Below are 16,061 nucleotides of genomic sequence, written 5' to 3' on the forward strand. Positions count from 1 at the left end.
ATGCACCTCATATTGAGATACCCATATGAAATTCAACAGCCAGTACTTCACCCTCGGGGCGTTTGCTGTCGTCGCGGGGCTGCTTTGGTTCTATTACGGTGAGTATCGGGACAAGGCCGAGGCTTACGCGGAACTGGACACGAAGTATCAGCATCAGCAGGCCGCCACAGATAACGCCTTTCACTCCATCAGGATAATCAATGACCTCTCACGAATTAATAGCGAAAACCGGAATCGGTCAGCCGTGGATTCTGAGCAAACCCAGACGGTTATCAAAAAGGTGGTTGCCAGTCATGATTGCGCTAACCGCGTTGTGCCTGACGGGGCTGTTATCCGGTTGCAGCAACACGCGAACCGAATACGTTCAGGTGCCACCGATACCCATTCCGGCACATCTGCTCGCTGACTGTCTGCCTCCGGTCATCCCCGACAAAATGACATGGAGTGACAGTCTCATGTTGAATGTGCAGCTACTGACAGTCATTGAGCAGTGCAATCTGGATAAGCAGGCGATACGGGAAATAGAAAAGAACACATTGCCACCTCAGAGCAAATGATTCTGGGGTGGCAGGGGTATATCAGGAGGCAGTGTCAATGTGTGATTTCAGTTACCAAAGGCTAACGGCAGGAATAGTCTTATTACTCTTTTTTCTCGTTCTTACTGTACTGGTTCCCATTAGCTGGTATTTGTCCATCAATGATGGGGATTATTTACCAACCATTATTGGCACGATGGGGTACGTGATTTTTTGTTGCACATGGCTACCCAGAATGAAAATGATTGTTGTCTGGTTATTCTCTTTGGTAAGAAACGGCCTCTAAATTCAGGGGCTTTTATTCCTTTACCCATTCCCTTGAGTGGTTAAAGCAATAACCCATGCCATCATCCCGTTCTCACCGCGTACCCAACGCATACGGTCTGGTGGCATTTTTATATCTGCATTTCACCGCGCACTCACCGCGCACATAACTAAAAAAACGCAGAACCTTACAGAAAGTCGAGCCTGAGAAATCCGCTAATGGGTATTTCTGCGGGCGGCTTTTCTGTGTGAGCAGGTTCGATTTTCTATAAGGAAAGTACCCTATGAAATTAGTAACAACCAAGAAAGCTAATTTTCCTGTAACAGAAGCCCCCACCATGACGAGTTTGGAAATGGTGGATTACATCAATGCCGACAGGAAGGCGAAAGCTGAGGCGGAAGGATTAACATTCCCCTGCAAAAAGTACCGAAAACTACGTCATTCTGATTTCACTAAAAAGGTACCAAGAGTATTGGGAGAGGAGTATGCGAAAAATTTCTCACACCCCATAAAGAACCAACAGAATGGAGAGATTTATCCTGGCTATAAGTTTCCCAAGCGGGAATCCTGTCTGATGGCAATGAGTTATAACTATGAGTTACAGGCTCAAGTGTTCGACCACATGACAGATCTTGAGGCTAAATCTGGATTCGGATTTACCATCCAACAATTGCAAAACATGCTTAGTCTGGCAAGAAAGGCGTCTGATGAAGATTCCTCGGATGCAGGCCGCAGATTGAGAAGACGACAGGATGACTTGGTTATCCTCAATAAAGCTGAGAATGTGATTGGCGTTCTCGGTCAGATGGCTATCGAATTAGTCGGCGGCGGCAAGGAGATGATCGCTCATGAAAGATGAGATATCAGCTTGTGATTACGCTTGTAGTTTGGTGGCTGAAGCCTACTTACTTCATTTAGTGGCGACATGGAGACGCCCTGTTTATCGATATGAAACAGGTGATATTGAGGTATGCAGGTATTTTCTTTGGGGCTTGTTAGACGGATATCCCAAAGAGAGAATGAATGATGGTTACCGCGCTCGATTTTACTCAAAGTTATTGAAGGAAACTGAGGTTACTCCGATTAAAGGAGCTGTAATTTGTGGTGGCAAAATACCACAATTGAGCAAGAGAGGACTTAAGTACATGAATGCGCTCGTTCATCAATATTGCGACATGCTGATTGATATCGGTGTTCAAGATGAGCATGGAATGTTGACCCTACCAGAGAGTTACAACGGAATAAGGCTGTAATCATATCCATCACAGAAGTAGCAATTTACAAAACTCCACAAAGCATCCCCAAACGGGTGCTTGACAGAGTTTTGTGTAAGTTTTGAATCGACCCCAGCGTTTGATTCATCGGGGTTATATAAACCGAACCAGTTGAAAGTTCTGAATCATCTATAGTCGGTTTAATAGGTCTGGTGGGTTAAATTTTGATCTGTATGATATTGGGTCAATGACAAAACCCTACGAGGAAAAACCATGTCCGAACATAAAGTGTTAGAGACAGTTTATATAGATAACGATGATGGCGATTTTCTGAAATATGAGATCATTGGAGAACATGAACAAAGTATCCATTTTGTGATGGCGTTTGCCGAAGTAAGAGTTATTGGTGATGGAATTTCTTATTTAGTATGGAGCAAGGTCGATAATATAGAGCTTGACCATCTTGAGCCACCCAAAAATGGGGGTCTTCAAAGAGAAGTGAGGCTTGAACTATATCCGGGTAAGCATATTGGCTCAGTCATTAATGAATGTAAAATTCACCGTTCTAAATGGCATAAATAATAAAAGAATACATATAGCAACCACCTCCGGGTGGTTTTTTGTTTATGGGGAACAAGAAAATGGCAAAACCAGACTGGGAGGCCATCGAATCGGCTTACCGGGCTGGTTCGTTGTCAATTCGTGAGATAGCTGCTAAACACGGGGTGAGTGATACCGCCATAAGGAAAAGAGCCAGCGCTAATGGTTGGCAAAGAGACCTGACTGATCAGGTAAAAAAGGCAACAAGAACTAAGCTGGTTCGCAGTGAGGTTCGCAGGGTTGGTTCGCAGCCAGCAGTGCGAACTGATGAAGACATTATAGAGCAGGCATCCAGTGAAGCGGCGGGGGTTGTCCTTGGGCATCGTACTGATTTAGCAGACTGGCGAAGGATAACCAATAAGCTAAGAACGTTTCTCGATGATGTTGAAATCACCGAAGATAACCATGCCTCTATTGCCCGGACTATTACGGCTGGTGTTGACGCCCAGATAAAACTCATCAAAGGTGAGCGGGAGTCATACAACATTGATAGTGGCGATAAAAATACATCGACAGACAGTATTGCTGAATTAATGGACGATTTAGCCAAGGGATAACCATGAAGCCAGAACATTTAGCGTTATTGCGCGATAAACTCTGGCGGCTCAACCATCTCTATTGGATAACGGATAAAGAAGGTCGCCCCGTCCGATTCAGGATGACGCCGGAGCAGTTGGAATACTTCGAAGGTATTCACACCCGCAACATTATCCTGAAAGCCCGTCAGCTGGGTTTCACCACTGAGGTGTGCATTATTCAACTTGATGCCGCTTTGTTCGAGTCTGCCAAATGCGCCCTGATTGCCCATACCCTGAACGATGCCAAGCGCCTGTTTCGGGAGAAGGTGAAGTATGCCTATGACCGACTACCCGACGAGATTAAAGCCGCCAATCCTGCCAGTAATGATTCAGCGGGTGAGCTGGTCTTTCGCAAAGGTGGATCACTGTATGTCTCGACCTCGTTCCGTGGCGGCACATTACGCTATCTGCACGTTTCCGAGTTCGGGAAGATTTGCGCCAAGTTCCCACACAAAGCACGTGAGATAGTCACCGGTGCATTTGAGGCTGTCTCTACAGACTGTTTCACTACGATAGAAAGTACGGCAGAAGGGCGGGCGGGTTATTTCTTTGATTACTGCCAATCGGCGGAGAAAGCCCAGATACAAGGCAAGCAATTATCCAACCTCGACTGGAAGTTCTTCTTTTTCTCTTGGTGGAAGAATCCGCTTTATGCCATTGACCCCGTTGAACCCATACCGCCGCGTTTGGTTGATTACTTTGCTGAATTATCAGGTAAACACAATATCCTGTTAAATGAACGCCAGAAAGCGTGGTATCTCGCCAAAGAGAAGACACTCGGCGATGACATGAAACGGGAATACCCCTCTATTCCTGCCGAGGCATTCCAGCAATCGGTGGAGGGTGCTTACTACGCCAAACAGTTCCGTGCGCTGTATGAGAAGAAACGCATCGGTAAGTTACCGGATAACTCGCACCTGCCTGTCCATACCTTTTGGGATATCGGGGTAGGGGATTCAACGGCCATCTGGTTTGTGCGTGAAGTGGGTAATGAGTTTCATATTATCGACTACTACGAGAATTCCGGTGAGGGGCTGCGGCACTATATGAAGGTGCTGAAAGACAAGGGGTACACCTACGGTGAGCATTGGGGACCACATGATATCGATAACCGTGAATTTGGTGCGGATGCCAAGTCGCGTCGTGAACTGGCGCGTGAAGGATATGAAATCGACGGTCAGAAGTACTCCATGATATTCAAGGTCGTGCCAAAGGTGGGTGTTGATACGGGTATTGAGTCGGTGCGTGAGATCCTGCCCAGTTGCGTATTCGATGAAGAGCGGTGCAGCGAGGGAATATCTCATCTGGAAAGTTACCGCAAAGAATGGGATGACAAGCGCGGCTGCTGGAAAGATAAGCCGCTTCATGATTTCACATCACACGGTGCTGATGCTTTCCGTTATTTTGCTGTTGCCAAGAACAACCGTAAGGCTGTGGGCGCATTTTTCTTTTAAGGAGAGGCTGTGAGTGAAAAACAAGCATTGCTCATTAATAGTCTGGTTGACACGATCGCCAAGCGGATGATCTATGCGGCTGGTGGCATTAGCGGCAATACGAAACGAACCAATATTTATTCTGAGTTTGGTTATCCCGAACAGCTCAGATTCAGAGAGTACTACAACGTCTATGAGCGTAATGCCGTAGCTCATGCCGCCGTGCATCGTTTGCTGGATGGGTGTTGGCAGGATAATCCGACCATCATTGATGGCGAGGAAAAGAAAGAGTCAGACGTAACCAGCGCATGGGAAACGAAAGTTACAAAGCTGCTAAAGCCGTTCTGGGCGAAAATCAAAGACGCCGATCGCCGCAATATGATTGGTAACTACTCAGCACTGCTTATTCAGGTTAGGGATAGTAAAAACTGGAGTGAGCCTGTTGATGTTACTGTGGTATCACGACTAAAAGTTGATGCAGTAGTTAACCTGATCCCCGTATGGGAGTCTCAATTGACTGTTGCTGAGTGGGATCAGGATATTCATTCAGATACCTATGGGCAGCCTAAGATGTTCAATTTTGATGAACGTCCAGTGGGTCAGGTTGAGATGCAAGGCCCAGCGAAACAACTTCTTATTCATCCATCACGGGTGATTACTTTGTGCGAAGGTGCCGAAAGTGGTGATATTTTCTCCGGCACGCCGTTGCTCAGGGCGGGGTATAACAAATTACTGGATATTGAAAAGGTATCCGGTGGTAGTTCCGAGGGTTTTTTGAAAAACGCTTCTCGTCAGATTGGGGTGGAGTTTGAAAAAGAAACTGATATGAATAGTATCACCTCGGCGGCAGTTCAGGCTGGCTACAAAGACCTCGGTGCGGCACTGGAAGATAAAATCAGTAAGCTCAACAGAGGGACTGACTCAGCGGCAGTGATGCAGGCTGGACGGTTGAATGTGCTATCAGTTGCTCCGGGCGATCCGACTCCGACATGGGAAGTGACAGCCCGCGAGTTTTGCGCCTCCGTGCAAGTCCCATTCACGGTTCTGTTTGGTACTCAGACCGGAAAGTTAGCCGGTGATAAAGATGATGCTACATGGAAAGTTCGGTTGAATGGTCGTCGATGGGGATTCCTGACCCAGTATGTGACACGGTTGATACAGCGACTATGGGAAATAGGGGTTATCGACCCTCCTTCTTCCGGCGAGGTCACTATTGCATGGTCTGACATGCTCGCCGCCAGTGAGCGGGAGAAGATCGACAATATGATTAAGATGGCTGAGGCTGCACTTAAGACACAACAGGCTTTTGGGACACCCGTGTTTACTCCTAATGAAATCCGTACTGTAGGCGAGATGGAGCCACTGAAAGAAGAGCCCGAACCACAGGGTGCAACAGGAGATCCGTTGACTGATGAAACAGACCCGAATCGGAACCCCGATAATACCCAGAAATAAGCGTGATCCCACTCAGTCATATCGCCCAGTAAATAAAATTTTTCGTGATATTGAGCGGCGGTATTACGACATTAAGCAATCCCTGAGACAACTATTTGATGTTGCCTTGACCGGACAGTCAAAAGAAGGGCAATCCAGTTATTTGTTGGCAAAAAACGAAGCAGGTGAGCCAGATTGGTTATTTCGGGTTAATCAGGATGCTTTTATCTACGACATGTCGGCGAGCGAGTTAGCATTATTGCTGGAGCGGATACAGGCCATTCTGGATGCGTACTTGCTTGAGGGTGGGAAAGAACAGCTATGGGCGTTGAGTTATGTCGCGGCTGAATATCAGCGTGGAACGCTGAACGCCTATACCAATTTATCTGTGCAGTCAGAAATCTACGCACAGCAAACCACGTTATCTTTCCTGTTATCGACGCCAGCCTATCAAAATCAGGTGGCAGCGGCTTTTGTTTTAACCTATAGCGATTGGAAGGGCATTTCTGATGCAGCCCGCGCCGATCTTTCCAATGTGATAGCTGAGGCCATTGCTCGCGGTATCAACCCAAGAGAAACCGCAGGCATTGTCAGCAAGCGGCTCGATGTATCAATGGCTAAGGCTAAAAACATCGCCCAGACTGAGCAAGTAGGTGCATTGCGAGAGGCTAATTGGAATGAATCTGAATGGGCCAAAGAGCGGCTGGGATTGAATACTGCGCTGCTCTGGTTGTCAGCGCTCAAGCCAACAACCCGACAATGGCATGCAGCCAGACACGGGAAGCTCTATACCAAAGAGGAAGTCGAGGAATTCTATTCGCAACGTGGTAATCGCTATCGCTGTTACTGTGCGCAGCAACCTGTGGTACTGAATGATAACGGGAAGCTGTATAACACGGGATTAACTGAACGTCTGACAGGAGAGCGTAAGACGTGGCAGGAACCCAGTTTATCTGAGTAACAATTCAAAGAGGTCATAGCATGAAGCTATCCAGCATTCATGTTAAATCACTGGCCTTAAATTCCTCCAATATCTCAACAGAAACCCTCGACGGTGACGCGCATATCGTCATTCGTGGCGTCGTGCCCGTGGTCGATGATGTTGTGATGAATGGCGGTCTTTATCCGGCTGGTGAAATTAACAAAAGCTACCAATCAATCGAAGGCAAGCAAATGCCTTTGGGACACCCCAGCATCGGTGGTCAGTATGTTTCTGCTGATGCGCCCCGCGCAGTGAATCAGTTCCATGTGGGGGCATGGGCTGAGAATGTCCGTAAAGACGGTGATCGGGTTGTCATGGACATGAAGATCAACCGTCGCTATGCAGAGTCTACGGAGAAGGGCAAGGCGTTATTACAGCGTCTTGATGACATGATCGCTAATAAAGACGCTGAACCTATCCATGTTTCCACTGGGCTATTGCTACAGCGTGAGCAGAATAGCGGAAAGTCAAAAGGTAAAAAGTACACATGGGTGGCGCGAAACATGCAGTTCGACCATGTAGCAATCCTTCCACCCAATGAACCCGGTGCAGCAACGCCCGATGAAGGGGTAGGGATTTTTGTTAATGCTGATGGTCAGCAGATGAACGTGGAGGCAGTGAACCTGTCCGATGCGTCAGACTGCACAAAAGAAGGGGTGATCGATAAAGCACGGTTCTTCTTCACCAATGCGTCTAACTTCTCATTTGATGACATTTATTCGGCGCTCAGAGATAAGCTCAGGGCTACTTATCCTGATGATGACTACCCCTATGCTGAAAGCGTCTGGCCTGACAAATTTATCTATTACCTGTCCGGTAAAACCTACCAACAAAAATACCTCATGAACGATGACGGCACAGCCGAACTCGTCGGAGAGTCTGTCGAAGTTGTGCGCAAGCCAACTGAATATGAAATTAAAACCAACGGAGCTAATAACCCGATGAAAGACATGATTGTTAACGCCCTGAAAGCCAAAGGTAAGCCGACTGACGGTAAGACCGACGCTGAGCTGCTGGATGCATACAACCAGATGAATGCTGACGAAGCAAAAGACAAAGAAACGCCGGAAGAAAAAGCCGCGCGCGAGAAAAAAGAGAAAGAGGCCGCAACAAATACGGGTGCGATCACCGAAGCAATAAACGCAGCCATGAAACCACTGACTGACAAAATCACCACGTTGGAATCTCAGTTGACCGCGAACGCAGACAAGGAGAAATCCGACAAACGCGCTGCGGTAAAAGCGAAGTTTGGTCTGGACGATATCGCGGTTAACGCTCTGGATGGCGCGGCACTTGATGGCTTCTATGCCCAGTGCCACACCTCAGCGGGCTTGAACCCATCATTCACAAGCAATTCTTCTGAATCATTCACATCTATGCCGGAGTAATAGAAATGGCTAAAGACGGAAAACATGTCATTCATGCGGGTGGTGTATTTACTAGCCCCATGCTGAATCGCGAAGGTGCGGCGGCGGTAGATACAAAGCCCGGCACCATTGGATATTTTGAGAAAGGAATATTTCAGGCCTCAGTGGATGGCAAAGAATCCGCCATTTTGTATGTTGCCAATATCGACTATCTCCGCTGCCAGACAGTGGATAACTCTATCACAGCTGGTTCAGTGGTCGTCGGTATTCACCCTATGGCGGGGATATTCCTAAACGTCCGTGCAACTGAGGGCACGTACAAAAAGGGTCAGCCTGTGACGACTGCTAACGGTCAGATTGCGGCGGCTGGTGATGGTGTTGCTGCATTTGCCTATGTCGAAGAAGACAGCATCACAGCAAAAGCGGGTGATCTGGTTCGCGTGGTGTTTAAATAAGGAGAACTGAATGTTTTATTTTTCAACTAAACGGGCAACCGAAACCGGAAACCTTGAAGCTAATCAGGCTCAGTTTGGCGAGCTGACGTTAGCACGTAATTCATCTGCTCAGGCGGTAGCGGCTTTTATTTCTCGTGCTCGCTTTCGTGGTGAGGATGCTCCGCGCCTTGATGCGGTTAATGCTATCGATGATATCAAGCGCCTGTATCGTGCGTATGACCAGACTGTGCTGGCAGAGTTTGAGCCTAACACTGAATTCACTCTGTTAAATGATCTGGCGGGATTATCTCGCTCAGTGCGTTTAGAGGAGTCAGTGTATGAATATGCTCGTACTGGCGGCACTGGTTGGGCGCATACATCAATGTCTGGTCAGATTGGTGCTGCACTGGATGCACGTTCGTACAGCTTCGACGGCACGATAGTCCCTATTCATGACACTGGTGTTAAATTCAACTGGCGTGACCCTGTATTTAACAAAGGCTCTGCTCTGGCTTCATTGTCTGATGCGCAGGCCGACTCTGTAAAAGTTGTTCGTCGTAAGTATCTCGACTTTATCTGGAATGGTTTCCGCGATAGTGAAGGCAATTTCATTAAGTTTGATGACAAGACTTGGAAAGGCTTCCGTGCTGATGAGCGTGTCGCGCAAGTAACGCTGAACGTCGATCACACGACAAGTACAGATGGCCAGGCAATGCGTAGCGAAGTAATGAAGGTGCGTGACGTGCTGAAATTACAAAACTACCAGTACGGCGTACAGACTTGGTATGTATCAGGTGAAGTCCTGTCTAACTGGGAAAAACTGTACTACGACGTTAACCAGACCCGCACTGTTCTTGAGGAAATTAAGAAAATTACGGGCATTTCTGACATCAAAGAAGACTTTGAGCTGAAAGGCAATGAAATGATGATCATTCCACTGGGCGCAGGTGTTATCGCACCGATTGTTGGACAGGCTTTCGGTACTGTTGCAGATCCTCGTCAGTTCTACAACTCCGACTATGTATGGCGCACATGGGGGGCTGCTGGCCTGATGGTTAAGCAGGATATTAACGGGCACTTCTCAGTTATTCACGCCAAAGGCAAGTAAGGGGGATATATGGCACTCGTAAAAATTTTGGTAACAAATCTTTTTGCTGGTGCCAACCTCCAGAAGTTGGAGGTTGGTCATACTTATGAGATTGATGACAATATTGCTGTTAAGTGGATTGACGCTGGCAAAGCAGAAGCTTCTAAAGATAAAAAGGGGGAGAAATTAGTATTTGAAGTAGCGACACCTGCAACTATGAGTTTTCCTGAGAATTCAGAACTACAAGCTGAACTGGATGACGCTAACGCTAAGATGCTAGTCATGACTGATGCTGCCAAGGCAAAAGAAACTGAACTTACAGAAGCATTGGCGACTGAAAAAAAACGAGCTGATGATGCAGAGAAAGCTCTTGCGGAAGCGACCAGAAAGGCGAAAAAAGATGGTGATAACTCTGAATGATATTCAGCCAATGATCGCCGAGCTGGGTTTTACATTGCCTGATTCAGTGCTTGAGTTGTTATTGAATCAGGTAAATGACAAATCTGAGTGTATGGTCGCTCATGGCTATGATAACAACCTGCAAAAATTACTGCTTATCTACGCTGCTGTCCGCTTGGCCTCCCTGTCCGGCGCCAGAAAGATCGCTTCACAAGGAGCACCTTCCGGTGCTTCACGTTCATTCAGCTATGATTCAGCCGGTACTGATTATCTTCTCAAGCAAATCAGAGTCTGGGATGCACGCGGTTGCCTGTCTGGTTTGCCACTGGAGAGTAAATCAGTCGGCTTCTTTGATGTGGTGGGGTGATCATGAGCAGCGTTGCTAATTGGGCAGATACCGCCCCCTGTACCTTCTGGAAACGTCTTGGAAATGATAAGTATGGTAAACCCCTTGGTTATGGAGAACCACAAATCATCATGTGTGATTATCAGGGCGGACTGTCCAGCAAAATATCAGGGGTGGGCACTGAACTAGTTGTCAAAAATACGTTTTGGACTGAGTTTCCTGCTGCGACTGCTGGGGATTATATCCTGATTGGTGAATCATCAGATCTGAACCCTATCGCGGCAGGAGCTGATGAAATCAAACACATCGTTCGTTATGCCGATACCTTCGAACGTCTGGCGGACGATTACGCCTTAATCACAGGGGTATGATATGGCCGTAAAAGTCACTGGCATTCGTGCAGCAAAAACCAGACTTAATGCACTTATCGGCGATATTAGAGGGCGAAAGGTGGTTCGCGCCCTGTATAAAGCGTTGTCTATCGGTAGTGCGCAGGCCGCACTTTATACGCCGATTGATACTGCCACCCTCATTAACTCTCAGTTCCGTGATATGCGCTTTGATGGTGTCCTGCTGACCGGGCGAGTAGGTTACTCCGCTAACTATGCGGTTTATGTTCATGATCCCAAGGTGAAGCAGAGCTTCCGCAGAGCTACCGCGAAGAAAGAATTTTTGAAGCGTGGCTTCAATGAGATGAGAGGCCAGATAGATAAGGCTGTCGCGCAGGAGTTGAAACTATGATTGCCTTTGAACAATTTCGCCATTATCTGGCAAATGGGGGGTTGATTGACGGTTTCAGTGTGCAGATGGTCACTTGGATTGAGCAGAAAGGCGATGGCGGTAAGCAGTACATGGTCTTCCAGCCAGCGGGCGGAACAGGGCGACTGGATGATATCAGCGCCGATGACAATGTACAGGTGATACTGGTCAGCGGACAGAGCGACCCACAGCCCGTTATCCAGCGAGCACAGGAAATAATCGATTATGTGGCTGCTCATCCCGATGATGATTGCTTAACCGCTGTTTTTAATCTGGGAGGTATGCCAACTCCCATCCCCACACAAGAGAACCGATACATCATCCGGTTACTCTTTCGTTGCACATCATAATCAAAGGTCGCTAATGCGGCCTTTTTCATTGTTATTAAAAGAGGTTATTCATGGCTAATTGCCCGGTAGAAACCAATAAACTCATTGGTCGTAATGCCGTTATTCGTATTGCGCATGGTTGCCCTGACGCAGTACCCGATCAATCCGCATTTTTTCGGATAGGCGCATTGACCACCAAATCCTTTGACCTGTCCCCTAACACGCTGACATCAGAAGCTGATGATTCAAAAGGGCTGGTGGAAAGCGTTGTAACCAGTATGGACTTAACTATCTCGTTTGACGGCGAATACCGCAAACGGGATAAGAGCGAAGACTTCGGGCCATTACGTTTACTGAGGGAGATCCCGAAAGAAGTTCAGGCGGGTCGCCAGCCGTCGTATTGGGTACAGATGGACTTCACAGGTGAAAGTGCCTTCGTACTGCAAGGCTATATGGTCTTCACCTCTTGGTCGTCCCAGTTCGGCGCTAACGAAATGGCGACCTATTCCGGTGAATTGAAGGTGTCTGATGCGGATACGGTTGATTGGTTGATCGAAGAAGTGTCGGTGCAGTCGGTTGCGGTTAATCCGCCCTCCTTATCCGTCCCGGTCGGAAAGACAGGCTCATTCAGTGTTAACGTCACTCCGGCTAACGCCACCAATAAAAACTATACGGCGATATCGGATAAAACCAACATAGCGACCGTGAGTAAGATCGGCAATGTGGTGACAGTGAAAGGCATTTCAGAAGGCTCTGCGAACATCACCGTTACCACGGAAGATGGCGGTAAGACAGCGAAATGCGCAGTGACGGTCACAGCTTAATATTACAAAGGGTACTATCCAGTGCCCTTGATAATAGGAGGCATTATGACACCCATTCTTGATATTGGTGAGATGGTTATCTCCACTGATAAATCAGATTTTTTACTTTGCCCTTCACTGGCAGCAATGAATCGCATTGGCACACCACAGCAAATTGTGGAGGTGTACACCCTGCTCAATGGGGCAGAGACGCAAGAATTGATTAACCGCGCAATGCTGGCTTATGGTTCGGTTCCCGACTGGCTGATTAAGTCGATGCGTAAGCCTGCATTTGGCCGCAATATTCTGTCAACTTCAATGAGGGTGATACAGGCTTGCTGTGAAGAGGATGCAGATGAGCTGATTGGCGAATGGCGGCTGGGGCAAAGAGGGCTTGTGTATCGTCCGGGGCGAATGCCGATTAATGACATTATCGTGGTTGCTAATGAGCTGATAACGCACGGTGTTATTGGTAAGGTCAAAATCAGGAAACTCCAGCGTAATGAAGGAACGGAAGAGTATTCAGGCCAGTTTAAGGCGATTGAGTACATCAATGCCGCCCGCGCCCATTTCAATATGACGCGCGAGGAAGCCGAACGGTTAACTATGACCGAGTTTCAGATGATGCTGAAAGCGAAGTTCCCCGATGAAAAAGGGTTTACCCGCGAAGAGTATGATGCGGTTATTGATGCGGATGATAAGCGTACTGATGACCTGATGAATGGCAAGCGCAGGCTGGTGAGTATGAAAAAGTGAAACAGCCCCATCACGGGGCTTCAAGCCATCCGTGGTTCTAAATTAACTCAGCGATTAATCTCTCTCCCTCCTTATAAGGGATCCGTTGTTCATCCTATTGTTTTAATATGTTTTTTTGATGTTTTTTGGCAAAGATATTGCTTTATGGATCCGTTATGTAATCATTTGAAATATAATAACTTTATTTACATTGCGTATAATTTCTTGTTTTATTCATTTTAATGATTAAAAATGGAATTGCACGTTGTAGCGACTTATATTTTAATTTTAACATTAATACGGAAAAAGAGATGAAGGCGTTAGAAGGCTATAGATTCAGCGCCTAACCCCAAGCCACGGATGGCTAAAAACTGAAATGGCTTGATACGTTTTAACCATCAACAGAACAATAAAAAAACAGTTTTTCTTGTTGAACTTAAGCTAGCTTAACTCTATTATTACCTTAGTTATATTTATCAATGAGCTAAAAAACAGCTCTTACTTTTTTAATTTCATAATGTTAGGGGGCTATATGAGAACTGAGCATACCAGATCTATACAGACTATTAGCCACTCGACAGAAATTATTGATTCTTTTTTTGATGAACCATCACAGAAGAAATTTTCCGTTAGGCGCTTAAGTTGTCGAAATGACATAAAGCGTCAATTATTTATTGTTACCATTAAAGATGATAATAAGAGTGATGATTTCTATGTTGTGCCGTTTGCTGAACTGATTTTCAGAAGAGAAAAGGTAAAGTACATTATTTCTCCTGAAAATCAGTATCCAGAGCTTAGTAGTAATATTGATATCATCATGGAACATATTGAATCCATTGTTAAGGGTTTTATTGATAATTATAAAATCACAACTACCCATTAAATCATTATAGAGATAGCGATGGCTCCTAATCTTATCAGTTCATATTCGAAGGACTTGAGCCAAAAGCCAAGTTATGTTTCAAGTCGAGTTATTGACGAATACTATCACTTATCATCTGAAGATAATGATTTACTAAAAATAACAGAATATGCTCTTGTTGGGAGTGAATACCATTTCTATTCAGATATAGTTTATATAGGTTGTACCACTTCTGGCTTCTATTCTGAACATGCTGAGCATCTAAGGGAATGCAGATATCGCACTGACCAAATCATTGAGGAATTGCTCTCTCTTGATATGCATGAGCCATCAGAAGATATTTTGATTGGCCGAATCGCGTATAATGATTTTAATTTTGTTGATCATGGTTTAGCCAAGACTGGCAAGCAAGTTAAAGGTGTCTATATAGATACAGACTTTCAAGGAGCGGGAATAGCCAGCTCTATATATGGCAGTCTGTTATCAAAACATGAACATATTGTGTGTGATAACATTCAGAGCCTATCAGGCGGTTCCTTATGGGCTGGCAAGCTCATTAAGTTGGGCGAAGTTCGTATCTATGATGTTGCTAAAAAGACATTTTTAGATGTATTAACCCTTCACGGCATTGGTATGAATGGCATCGTTCCATGGAGCGCCATCGACTTACCCTTTAGTGAATTATCTAAATGGGGGAAAAGGCCTCTCTCGAACGAGCCATGCCATCACATAGTCAACATTATCAGCAAAGATAAGTGATACACCTAAACCCCGCCCCCTGAAGTGAACCCCAAAAATTGGACATCTGCCGCCCAGTGCGGTTTTTTTGCATTGATTTGCACTACCCTGTTGGTATTATGAGCGAAATTTAACGATGGGGAGTTGTGATGAGGAAGTTATTGTTAGCCGGAGTTTCTTTTTCAGCGTTGATACTGTCTGGGTGTATGGCAACACCTAACGAAGCCAGAAACAGTAAGCCAATTTTTGAGAGCCATAGTAGCAGAAATGCACATGATCTTGCTGGCTGCATATATAACGGCTGGACGAATACCAGAGTATTAATGGAAAGAGACAACACTGTTCACACTGAGTCATTTAATGGGATTATCACTATATTTACTTGGAATGATTCTATATTTGCAGACGTAAAAACTACCGCCAACGGTTCAGAAGTTAAATTTTACAAAACGATACTTGGGGCTGTTCCTGTTGAGTGGAATAGAAGAGAAATTTTAGAGCAGTGTTTGGCTAATAATGGTAAAGAACTGAGGTAAATATGTCAGATATTTCAATACAGGGTGTGCCAAGAGATTATTATAAAATTCTCATAAAAAATGATGACGTTGAATGTTATCAGGCCAACAGGCGCGCAATAAGAGAAATAATGAAGGTTATAGGTGGAGCTACGGAAAAATATCAAGAGAACGGCGATCATGATACTGTGATTCGAATTCATCAAGATTATTACGATGAATTTGATGCCTTTATTCTCAATGAGCCTAATGATGCAAAGGTAGCTATGCGTAGCGTGTTGGCAGAAGAAATAAAAGTCAAAGAATGCGAGCTTAATATTGGTGGCGGATCTACACCGAAGGTAATAGGTATAATATTAACAATTATTGGTATTGTTATTTGTGTTTATGCTCTCTTTATGAAGGTTTCAGTTGGGTATTATGATGAAGTTTATAATGCTGGGTTAATTGCAAATAGACAGCTCTATATGACGGCTGGGGGAGCAATAACTATCATTGGTTCGTTGACAATTCTATTTTCGTTGCTTTTAAATAAAACGGGAAGTAGTTCTATATCGAGACAATAAAAATCATCAATCTTCACATCTTGAAAATATATTCCCTTATATAACACCCAAGCAACCCTGCCACATGGCGGGGTTTTCT

The 16,061-nt window shown here is 45.7% G+C and carries 23 protein-coding genes; all 23 read left to right on the plus strand.

Annotation, left to right across the window (positions count from 1 at the left end):
• Nucleotides 1-25 precede the first annotated feature (25 nt).
• Nucleotides 26-406, plus strand: a complete 381-nt coding sequence (locus H8A87_RS00375; RefSeq protein ID WP_198688058.1) for a hypothetical protein — start codon at nt 26-28, stop codon at nt 404-406.
• Nucleotides 294-557, plus strand: a complete 264-nt coding sequence (gene lysC / locus H8A87_RS20590; protein ID WP_198688059.1) for an Rz1-like lysis system protein LysC — start codon at nt 294-296, stop codon at nt 555-557. Before H8A87_RS00375 ends, lysC begins: the two co-directional genes overlap by 113 nt.
• 527 nt (nt 558-1,084) lie before the next feature.
• Nucleotides 1,085-1,660 (plus strand): Rha family transcriptional regulator, encoded by a 576-nt coding sequence (locus H8A87_RS00385; protein WP_198688060.1) that lies wholly within the window; start codon nt 1,085-1,087, stop codon nt 1,658-1,660.
• The gene (locus H8A87_RS00390; RefSeq protein ID WP_198688061.1) at nt 1,650-2,054 is read left to right on the plus strand and encodes a hypothetical protein; all 405 of its coding nucleotides are present in this window, start codon (nt 1,650-1,652) and stop codon (nt 2,052-2,054) included. The genes H8A87_RS00385 and H8A87_RS00390 overlap by 11 nt, the downstream gene beginning before the upstream one ends.
• A 234-nt stretch (nt 2,055-2,288) precedes the next feature.
• A complete protein-coding gene (locus H8A87_RS00395; protein ID WP_198688062.1) occupies nt 2,289-2,597 on the plus strand; it encodes a hypothetical protein in 309 nt (102 codons plus the stop codon).
• 59 nt (nt 2,598-2,656) lie between these two features.
• Nucleotides 2,657-3,172: a hypothetical protein gene (locus H8A87_RS00400; protein WP_198688063.1), complete on the plus strand. Its 516-nt coding sequence runs from the start codon at nt 2,657-2,659 to the stop codon at nt 3,170-3,172.
• Between the two features lie 2 nt (nt 3,173-3,174).
• Complete coding sequence (locus H8A87_RS00405) at nt 3,175-4,647, plus strand: terminase (protein ID WP_198688064.1); 1,473 nt, start codon at nt 3,175-3,177, stop codon at nt 4,645-4,647.
• Nucleotides 4,648-4,656: 9 nt separating this feature from the next.
• The gene (locus tag H8A87_RS00410) at nt 4,657-6,081 is read left to right on the plus strand and encodes an anti-CBASS protein Acb1 family protein (protein ID WP_198688065.1); all 1,425 of its coding nucleotides are present in this window, start codon (nt 4,657-4,659) and stop codon (nt 6,079-6,081) included.
• Nucleotides 6,035-7,021 (plus strand): phage minor head protein, encoded by a 987-nt coding sequence (locus tag H8A87_RS00415; RefSeq protein ID WP_408646852.1) that lies wholly within the window; start codon nt 6,035-6,037, stop codon nt 7,019-7,021. The genes H8A87_RS00410 and H8A87_RS00415 overlap by 47 nt, the downstream gene beginning before the upstream one ends.
• Nucleotides 7,022-7,041: 20 nt before the next feature.
• Nucleotides 7,042-8,430 (plus strand): DUF2213 domain-containing protein, encoded by a 1,389-nt coding sequence (locus tag H8A87_RS00420; protein WP_198688067.1) that lies wholly within the window; start codon nt 7,042-7,044, stop codon nt 8,428-8,430.
• Nucleotides 8,431-8,435: 5 nt separating this feature from the next.
• Nucleotides 8,436-8,864: a hypothetical protein gene (locus H8A87_RS00425; RefSeq protein WP_198688068.1), complete on the plus strand. Its 429-nt coding sequence runs from the start codon at nt 8,436-8,438 to the stop codon at nt 8,862-8,864.
• Between the two features lie 10 nt (nt 8,865-8,874).
• The gene (locus H8A87_RS00430) at nt 8,875-9,951 is read left to right on the plus strand and encodes a major capsid protein (protein ID WP_198688069.1); all 1,077 of its coding nucleotides are present in this window, start codon (nt 8,875-8,877) and stop codon (nt 9,949-9,951) included.
• Nucleotides 9,952-9,960: 9 nt separating this feature from the next.
• Nucleotides 9,961-10,350, plus strand: a complete 390-nt coding sequence (locus tag H8A87_RS00435; RefSeq protein WP_198688070.1) for a hypothetical protein — start codon at nt 9,961-9,963, stop codon at nt 10,348-10,350.
• The gene (locus H8A87_RS00440; RefSeq protein ID WP_198688071.1) at nt 10,331-10,696 is read left to right on the plus strand and encodes a DUF7370 family protein; all 366 of its coding nucleotides are present in this window, start codon (nt 10,331-10,333) and stop codon (nt 10,694-10,696) included. The genes H8A87_RS00435 and H8A87_RS00440 overlap by 20 nt, the downstream gene beginning before the upstream one ends.
• 2 nt (nt 10,697-10,698) lie before the next feature.
• Nucleotides 10,699-11,046 carry a hypothetical protein gene (locus tag H8A87_RS00445; protein WP_198688072.1) on the plus strand — a complete coding sequence of 116 codons (348 nt, stop codon included), beginning with the start codon at nt 10,699-10,701 and terminating at the stop codon, nt 11,044-11,046.
• A 1-nt stretch (nt 11,047) separates the two neighbouring features.
• Nucleotides 11,048-11,416 carry an HK97 gp10 family phage protein gene (locus H8A87_RS00450; protein ID WP_198688073.1) on the plus strand — a complete coding sequence of 123 codons (369 nt, stop codon included), beginning with the start codon at nt 11,048-11,050 and terminating at the stop codon, nt 11,414-11,416.
• Nucleotides 11,413-11,784, plus strand: coding sequence for a phage tail termination protein (locus tag H8A87_RS00455; protein ID WP_198688074.1), 372 nt, complete (start codon nt 11,413-11,415; stop codon nt 11,782-11,784). Before H8A87_RS00450 ends, H8A87_RS00455 begins: the two co-directional genes overlap by 4 nt.
• A gap of 50 nt (nt 11,785-11,834) precedes the next feature.
• Entirely contained in the window at nt 11,835-12,587 is a 753-nt protein-coding gene (locus H8A87_RS00460) for an Ig-like domain-containing protein (protein ID WP_198688075.1), read from the plus strand.
• Between the two features lie 45 nt (nt 12,588-12,632).
• A complete protein-coding gene (locus H8A87_RS00465; protein ID WP_198688076.1) occupies nt 12,633-13,322 on the plus strand; it encodes a DUF6246 family protein in 690 nt (229 codons plus the stop codon).
• Between the two features lie 511 nt (nt 13,323-13,833).
• Complete coding sequence (locus H8A87_RS00470) at nt 13,834-14,184, plus strand: hypothetical protein (RefSeq protein ID WP_198688077.1); 351 nt, start codon at nt 13,834-13,836, stop codon at nt 14,182-14,184.
• 18 nt (nt 14,185-14,202) lie between these two features.
• Complete coding sequence (locus tag H8A87_RS00475) at nt 14,203-14,922, plus strand: hypothetical protein (protein ID WP_198688078.1); 720 nt, start codon at nt 14,203-14,205, stop codon at nt 14,920-14,922.
• 128 nt (nt 14,923-15,050) lie between these two features.
• Complete coding sequence (locus H8A87_RS00480) at nt 15,051-15,437, plus strand: hypothetical protein (RefSeq protein ID WP_198688079.1); 387 nt, start codon at nt 15,051-15,053, stop codon at nt 15,435-15,437.
• A gap of 2 nt (nt 15,438-15,439) precedes the next feature.
• Complete coding sequence (locus H8A87_RS00485) at nt 15,440-15,982, plus strand: hypothetical protein (protein WP_198688080.1); 543 nt, start codon at nt 15,440-15,442, stop codon at nt 15,980-15,982.
• Nucleotides 15,983-16,061 lie beyond the last annotated feature (79 nt).

This window comes from Xenorhabdus lircayensis, from assembly GCF_016306625.1.
GTDB classification, from domain to species: Bacteria; Pseudomonadota; Gammaproteobacteria; order Enterobacterales; family Enterobacteriaceae; genus Xenorhabdus; species Xenorhabdus lircayensis.